The sequence below is a fragment of the Proteus sp. G4380 genome, assembly GCF_963885725.1.
Classification (GTDB): Bacteria; Pseudomonadota; Gammaproteobacteria; order Enterobacterales; family Enterobacteriaceae; genus Proteus; species Proteus mirabilis.
In genome coordinates this window covers 51,137-58,202 of record NZ_CAWPAV010000037.1, presented here as the reverse complement: position 1 = coordinate 58,202, position 7,066 = coordinate 51,137, and the positions used below count along the sequence as shown (strand labels likewise).

At 41.9% G+C, this 7,066-nt stretch carries 6 protein-coding genes; all 6 read right to left on the bottom strand.

The features are described 5' to 3' along the window. Positions 1-201: 201 nt before the first annotated feature. The 6 genes from apaH to lptD are packed head-to-tail and all read right to left on the bottom strand — an operon-like array spanning position 202 to position 6,986. Complete coding sequence (gene apaH / locus AACU98_RS02815) at positions 202-1,023, bottom strand: bis(5'-nucleosyl)-tetraphosphatase (symmetrical) ApaH (RefSeq protein WP_004245544.1); 822 nt, start codon at positions 1,021-1,023, stop codon at positions 202-204. 2 nt (positions 1,024-1,025) lie between these two features. Next, positions 1,026-1,403: a Co2+/Mg2+ efflux protein ApaG gene (gene apaG, locus AACU98_RS02810; RefSeq protein WP_004245543.1), complete on the bottom strand. Its 378-nt coding sequence runs from the start codon at positions 1,401-1,403 to the stop codon at positions 1,026-1,028. Between the two features lie 29 nt (positions 1,404-1,432). Further along, the gene (gene rsmA / locus AACU98_RS02805) at positions 1,433-2,251 is read right to left on the bottom strand and encodes a 16S rRNA (adenine(1518)-N(6)/adenine(1519)-N(6))-dimethyltransferase RsmA (RefSeq protein ID WP_004245541.1); all 819 of its coding nucleotides are present in this window, start codon (positions 2,249-2,251) and stop codon (positions 1,433-1,435) included. Then, on the bottom strand, positions 2,244-3,245 hold the full coding sequence (gene pdxA, locus AACU98_RS02800; RefSeq protein WP_161735479.1) for a 4-hydroxythreonine-4-phosphate dehydrogenase PdxA: 1,002 nt from the start codon (positions 3,243-3,245) through the stop codon (positions 2,244-2,246). Before pdxA ends, rsmA begins: the two co-directional genes overlap by 8 nt. Then, the gene (surA, locus tag AACU98_RS02795) at positions 3,235-4,572 is read right to left on the bottom strand and encodes a peptidylprolyl isomerase SurA (RefSeq protein WP_004245538.1); all 1,338 of its coding nucleotides are present in this window, start codon (positions 4,570-4,572) and stop codon (positions 3,235-3,237) included. Before surA ends, pdxA begins: the two co-directional genes overlap by 11 nt. A 47-nt stretch (positions 4,573-4,619) precedes the next feature. Beyond that, positions 4,620-6,986: an LPS assembly protein LptD gene (gene lptD / locus AACU98_RS02790; protein ID WP_004249484.1), complete on the bottom strand. Its 2,367-nt coding sequence runs from the start codon at positions 6,984-6,986 to the stop codon at positions 4,620-4,622. Positions 6,987-7,066 lie beyond the last annotated feature (80 nt).

Genomic DNA, 7,066 nt, shown 5'->3' with positions numbered 1-7,066 from the left:
TAAAGAATAATCTATAATAAATAGCGCAATATAGCGGTGAATTCTGCTTGTTGTTATAAAAAAGCTACTTAATTTGTTTTGAGAAAAAATAACCTATTGATTTAAATCAAGTTATCTTTGTGATGGCTCTCAGAAGAGAGTAGATAGCCCAGATAGCATAGTAAAATAAATCAACACCTATGCTATCTTGACGCTACCAAATTATGGTAAATGTGTGAGACTAGGTTGGATAAAATAACGTTTGTCTTCCCAACGTAGACAGGTTAGAACACCGCCCCAGCAACAGCCAGTATCTAGCGCATAGATGTTTTCAGGGGTGCCTTTTCCCTCTAAAGAGGCCCAGTGGCCAAAGATAATACTGTAATCATTTGGTAGTTGATTAGGTAAATCAAACCAAGGTTTTAATGGCGCAGGCGCATTTTCAGGCTTATCTTTACAAATCATATCCAACTGCCCGTTAGGAAAACAATAGCGCATACGAGTAAAAGCATTGGTGCTAAAGCGTAATCGCGGTAAGCCAGTTAATTCGGGTGACCAATTATTGGGCATATCACCATACATAGAATTAATGAAAAGGGGGTAACTATCGCTACTTAATATGGCTTCTACTTCTCGGGCACATTTTTTAGCTGTTGCTAAATCCCACTGAGGGGTAATACCTGCGTGTGCCATAACGATTTTCTTTTCTTCATCAACTTGTAATAGCGGTTGACGTCGTAACCAATTAATTAATTCATCAGCATCTGGTGCATTGAGTAATTCATTAAGCTTATCTTTGGGTTTATTACGACTAATCTTTGCAAATACACCCAGTAGATGCAGATCGTGATTCCCTAATACGAGTTTTAACGCTGAGCCTAAGCTTTTGACAAAACGCAAAACTTCAAGTGAATCAGGTCCTCGAGCAACCAGATCCCCCGTTAACCAAAGTGTATCTTGATTGGCGTCGAAATTAACTTGATTGAGAAGTTGGCGTAATTCACGATAACAGCCGTGAACATCGCCAATTAAATAAGTAGCCATAATTAATTTATCAATGTAGGGATAGCAAGGCGGAAAACAGGGATGTCAATTTGAAACAGACGTCCTTGTGCGTCAATCATTTCATAATGACCTTCCATGGTGCCCATCGGCGTTTCAAGAACTGCGCCACTGGTATAACGATACCGTGAGCCAGCTTCAATCAGAGGTTGTTCACCAACAACCCCTTCACCTTGAACTTCAGTGGTATTTCCTTGTGCATTGGTGATCAACCAATAGCGACGTAGGAGGCGAATAGCATGTTTATTCAAGTTATGTATGGTGATGGTATAAGCAAAAACATAGCGCTGTTCTTCTGGCGAAGATTGGCTCTCAATGTAAACGCTTTGTACCTGTATCGCCACTTTGGATGAAGTAAACATAATACCTCCTAGGTCTAGTGTGCGCTATTTCACTCAGCGTGTTGCTGTTGTGATGATAACCAGTTTGCCACTTTACAGTATTGCTCAACAGAAATATTTTCTGCGCGTGCAGTGGGATCAATATCTAATGCCAGCATATCTTCTGCTGTAAGTAGTCCACCTAAGCTATTACGTAACGTTTTACGGCGCTGATTAAAGGCTTGTGATGTGATACGGCTTAACATAGCAATATCTGTCACCGGATAGGGTTTTTCCTTATAAGGGATCAGACGCACAACGGCAGAATCTACTTTCGGGGCTGGCTTAAATGAGCTTGGTGGCACTTCAATAATAGGAATGACTTGGCAGTGGTATTGTGCCATGACACTTAAGCGGCCATAAGTTTTACTACCATGACTTGCCACTAGGCGATTAACCACCTCTTTTTGCAACATAAAAGTCATGTCAGAAATGGCATCAGCAAAACTAAATAGATGGAACATTAATGGCGTTGAAATATTATAAGGTAGGTTACCAAAAACCCGCAGAGGTTGCTGACGCTCTTTTGCTAATTGGGCAAAATCAATCGTCATCGCATCTTGCTGAATAATGGTTAGCTTATCTTTTAATGTAGGGTGAACTTCTAAGCGTGCAGCTAAATCACGGTCAATTTCGACGACCGTCATTTTATCCATTCTTTCCCCCACCGGCTCAGTAAGCGCGCCTAAACCAGGACCGATTTCAATAACGGCTTCACCGGGTTGTGGATAAATAGATTCAACAATACTTTCAATAATATAGCTGTCTGTTAAAAAGTTCTGCCCGAAGCGTTTGCGGGCAAAGTGCCCCTGATGGACTCTATTATTCATTACAATTTTGTATCATATTAATGGCTAAATTTAATGCGGTGCGAAAACTGCCAGCATCTGCGCTTTTAGTACCTGCAAGTTCAAGGGCGGTCCCATGATCAACAGATGTACGAATAAAAGGTAGACCGAGCGTGATATTCACAGCACGACCGAAACCTTCATATTTTAGCACAGGTAATCCTTGATCGTGATACATCGCAAGCACAGCATCTGCATGTGTTAAATATTTAGGCTGGAATAAGGTATCCGCAGGGTAAGGCCCATGAAGTTGAATACCTTGTTGGCGTAATTGCTCTAATGCGGGTTCAATAATATCGATCTCCTCACGCCCCATATGACCGCCTTCTCCAGCATGAGGATTTAGACCGCATACGTAAATATGTGGTGATGAGATGCCAAATTTGGTTTTTAGATCATGGTTTAAAATGGTGATGATCTCATTAAGCAACTCACCCGTAATCGCATCAGCAATTTCTCTTAAGGGCCGGTGTGTGGTGGCGAGAGCGACTCTTAAAGTGTCCGTTGCCAGCATCATCACCACTCGTTGACAATGGCTACGATCGGCAAAGAACTCTGTATGCCCTGTAAATGGCACACCGGCATCATTAATAACCCCTTTATGTACCGGCCCTGTGACTAAAGCAGAAAACTCTCCGTTTAAACATCCATCACAAGCGCGAGCAAGCGTTTGTACCACATAGTGGCCATTGGCAGTATTAAGTGTACCTGCGACAACCGAAGGGTCGGTTAATTCAACGGCAAGTACACAAATTTGGCCAGGGATATGTGCTGTAGGTGGATTATCTGGGGAATATTCAACTAAAGTGAGTGGGAGATTGAGTTGCTGTGCTCTTGCTCGTAATAATTGAGGATCAGCGCATACTACCCAAGGAAGTGCCCACTGTGACTGTGCTAATGAAATAATCAGGTCAGGACCAACCCCGGCGGGTTCGCCGGGGGTGATAACGAGGGGTTTTTTTAGCTTAGTTTGCATTATTCTCGTTCATTATTTTCACATAAGCGCCTGCACGCAACTCTTGCATCCAGTTTTGCACTTCTTCATTAAACTTGCGGTTAAACAGTAAGCGGTAAGCTTGTTCTTTATTCGCTGCATCTGTTTTATCAACGCTACGCGTATCTTCAAGTTCAATTAAGTGCCAGCCAAAATTAGAGCGCACAGGTTGGCTTAATTCATTTTTGTTTAAACGCATCAACGCGTCACGGAAAGCTGGATCATAAATATCAGGCATTGACCATCCTAACTCACCGCCACGTAATGCTGAACCGGGATCTTCAGAATACTCTTTAGCCGCATCCGCAAAACTGATTTTACCGCTACGAATATCGGCGGAAATTTTCTGTAGTTTGGCATAAGCCTGCTCATCATTCATGATAGGCGAGCTTTTTAGTAAGATATGGCGTGCTTTTACTTCAGTCACAGAAACGGTTTTTGAAGCACCACGTATATCATTGACTTTAATAATATGTAGACCAACACCTGATTGCAGTGGCCCGACAATTTCACCTTTTTGTGCATTAGCAAGCTGTTTAGCAAAGATTGTCGGTAACTCATCAATTGATGCCCATCCCATATTACCACCATTAAGTGCTTGTGGATCGGCAGAATAAGTGGCAGCTAATTTTCCGAAATCAGCACCGTTTTTTAGCTGGTTCTTAATACGGTTCACCACTTGCTGTGCTTTTTCAATTTCTGCAGGTGATGGATTTTCTGATAATGGAATTAAGATATGGCTAAGATTAAGATCAATACTTTGGCTTGCTTGGCTTTCAATTTGTTTAGCTAATGAGTCCACTTCTTGTGGCAAAATCGTAATACGACGACGAACTTCGTTATTACGCACTTCTGCTAACATCATTTCTTTACGAATATCTTGACGATAATCGTTATAGGCAATCCCATCGGCAGCAAGACGTTTTTTTAACTGCTCTAGTGTCAGGTTGTTTTCTGCGGCAATCCCTTGAATGGTTGACTCAACGGCAGCTTCAGGAATATCAATTTGCATCTGTTGAGCCATTTGCAAGATGATGTTATCCATCACCAAGCGCTCTAAGATTTGTTGGCGCAAAACTTGCTCATCAGGCATTTCTTGCCCGGCATTTTTGGCATTCATTTGCACCGTTTGTAACATTCTATTGACGTCGCTTTCCAGAACGACACCGTTATTGACGATAGCCGATACGCGGTTGAGTTCTTGTGCTGCAAAAGTGGTTGTGCTGGTGGCTGCACCAACCGTGATCATTAAGCCGATAACCAGCGTTTTCCAATTTTTCATAAGTTTCCCATTATGTGTTTTCCGCATTTTGCGGGGTGACATATTCATTCAGCCAATTTTGTCGTTTGGGTTAATCAAAACGCTCTTTGATAGGGTAAGATACCGCGCTCAAGCATTTTTTGACTACCTAAACTATGATTGTTACTTAGGCCTCTGAGTTCCAAATTGATTGACCATTTGTTGTCAATATCGCTGTGGTCTTCTTTCCAGCCAACAATTTTACGTTCATAACCAACGTTTACCGCCCAGCAACAGGTGTTATATTGTAAGCCAACCATTTGGCTTACTGGCTCTGAATCTTTGGTATCAAAGTAATAAGCGCCGACCAGTCCCCAACGTTCTGCTAAAGGCCAACTGCCGACAACACCAATTTGAGAAATGCCTTTTTGGTATTCTGGTAGTTGATTGACCCCGCCATCATAAGGGCGAACCCGTGTTGCTTGAATATAATCACGGTCTACATAACGATAGCTCAATTGTAAGAGATGGTCGCTATCACGGCGATACTCCATAATCGCATCACCCATAGAGACACTGCCTAAACGACGGTCATATTGTAAACCACCACGCATACCTAAAGTATCAGTAATGCGCCAATATGCATCGCCTGCCCATACCATAGATCCGGTTTCATCTTTGCTATTGATAATTTCATTCGATGAACCTGTTTTAGGACGCTCAAAGAAATAGATTTGACCAACAGAAATATTAAAACGTTCAACCAGTTCACTGTCATAAAAACGTGAAGTAACACCTGCCGTTAATTGGTTTGCAGAAGCAATGCGATCTAGACCACCGTACATTCTGTCACGGAAAAGTCCGCTATAGTTGGATTGTAATAGCGCTGAGTCAAAGTTATTGATATTAGACTGATCTTTATACGGTACATACAGATATTGTACTCGTGGCTCTAACGTTTGCGTAATATCGTTAGTGTCATATTGGCGCTCAAATACCACTTTCATATCTGACTTAAATTGTGGTAGTACGCGGTTGACGCTATCATCAAGTTTTTGATGTGGATACTTCTTCTTATAAGCATCAGGAATATCTTGATCATAATGAGTCGCCATCAATTTAAACTCATTATTAAAGCTTGCCCAGCCAGTGGAGGCAGGTAAGGAAATGGTTGGCTCTATATGATAACGGTTCGCTTCAGGGGTGTTTTCTCCGACACTGGTAAAGCGGACAAATTGTGCATAAGTACGAAAATCAAATGGGCCAATATCATTTTTATAATAATTAAGATCAAGCTGCGGCTCAGCACGATAAGCCCTTGCATCTTTATTATCTGAGAAAATTTGGAACTGTTTAGTGGTTAATGTGGCATTCCAATTTTGCTGAGCATAACCGGTACTGAATTTTTGCGTCGCATAACCATCAGTGGTATTACCATATTGCGAAGTAAAGTCAGTGAAATATTTGTTATCACTGACTTTTGTGTAGTCAACATTAAAGCGCCACACATTGTTCATCACCCCACTGTGACCCCAATAGAATAACCAGCGTGTAGCAGAATCACGCGCCAGATAACCCGCTTTTTCGTCTGCTTTATCTTTATTGTATTGACTGTCGTGGTGGATCCAATCAACCGCAATAGTACCGCGACCCGGTTTTGTTAAATAACGAAATTCATTATCGAGCTTTAAACCACGGCGACTAATATAATTCGTGGTAATAGTCGCATCATAATTAGGGGCAATATTCCAATAGTAAGGCAGTTGGAAGTCAAACCCAGAACTACGAGAATAGTTACCATTAGGAATTAAGAAACCAGAGCGACGTTTATCGCCAATCGGTAATTGCAGATAAGGACTATAGAAAACTGGGACGTTAGCAACACGAAAACGCGCATTCCAAATTTCTGCTACTTGCTCTTCACGATCTAAGATAACCTCAGAGCCGACAACACTCCAACTATCGTCGCCGGGTAGACAAGAGGTAAACATCCCTTTATCCATAATGGTATAGCGGTTTTCGCCACGCATTTGCATTTTATTCGCGTAGCCACGGCCTTGTCGGCCCACCATTTGGTATTTACCTTCTTCGATATCAGTATCTTTATTATTTAGATTAGACCAAGCACGTGGGCCTTTTAAGATGATTTGTGGATCATCATAAGAGACATTACCTGTCGCGGTGACCATTCTTAATGGTGTTTCACCTTCTGTTTGGGTCAACTCAACATTATCTGCGCTTAATGTTTGATTTCCCTGTTTAATGTCCACATTGCCTCTATATTGGATCATGCGTGGGTATTCCCCTTGCATATCCTTAGCCGTAATGGTGACAGGTAATGAGTTAGGATCGCCTTCGACTAATGGCTTATTATAAACAGGGACTCCCAGTAAACATTGAGAGGCAAGATCAGCATATGCAGGCTGAGCATAAATTGTGGCCCAAACTAAGGTGGCCAGCAGTGTGGGATAACTTTTTTTCATGAGTATTTATGTGCTTCCGTCATCAGTGGCTTCTACTGCTAAATAGCGAGAAACTAACGCAGGGAGTTATGCAACACTAG